Source organism: Pseudomonas sp. SG-MS2, assembly GCF_009933855.1.
GTDB lineage: Bacteria > Pseudomonadota > Gammaproteobacteria > Pseudomonadales > Pseudomonadaceae > Aquipseudomonas > Aquipseudomonas putida_E.
The window spans coordinates 1-556 of record NZ_MOMO01000120.1; the positions used below are offsets into that span (position 1 = coordinate 1).

General features: G+C 59.2%; 1 protein-coding gene. It reads left to right on the forward strand.

Annotated features, from left to right (window positions below; genetic code table 11):
- A partial coding sequence (locus tag BLX42_RS09535; RefSeq protein ID WP_161871664.1) for a hypothetical protein occupies nt 1-556 on the forward strand: 556 nt, incomplete at both ends.

Below are 556 nucleotides of genomic sequence, written 5' to 3' on the forward strand. Positions count from 1 at the left end.
GGACTACGCCACCAGCGCAACGGGTACGGATCGGGAATTCACCGACGCCGCGTTCCTGGCCAATGGCCAGATCGTCTTGGCCCAGGCCTCAAGCATCACCCAGCTCACGCCCAAGTCCTTGAGCACCTTGGACCCGGCCACGGGCGTTTTTACTCTTAGCGCGCAGACCTATCAGAGCGCAGTGCTGAGTGTGAGTAATGACCACCAGAAGGTATTGGTGGGGCCGACGAATCTTTTCGAAGCCCCGCTCGCCGTCCAGGCTTCCAGTATCGGTCAGACCGCCCAGGTCGGTGGTGTGACGGGCACCAATATGGGGGTCCAAGCGATTTCCAGCGCTAACGGACTGATCGCCCAATGGACGACCTTGCACAAGTTTACTGCCTACGACTCGTCGCTGAATGTGGTCGCCGACTTGGGTAAACTGCATCCCGAGATCGCAAGCGTCTATGGCATGGACTTCAGCGGCGACGGCCAGCATCTTTTCGTCGTTGATCAGGTGACCGACCGAGTTTTCGAGCTTTCGACCTCGACCTGGGATGTCGAGCATGTGTTCCGG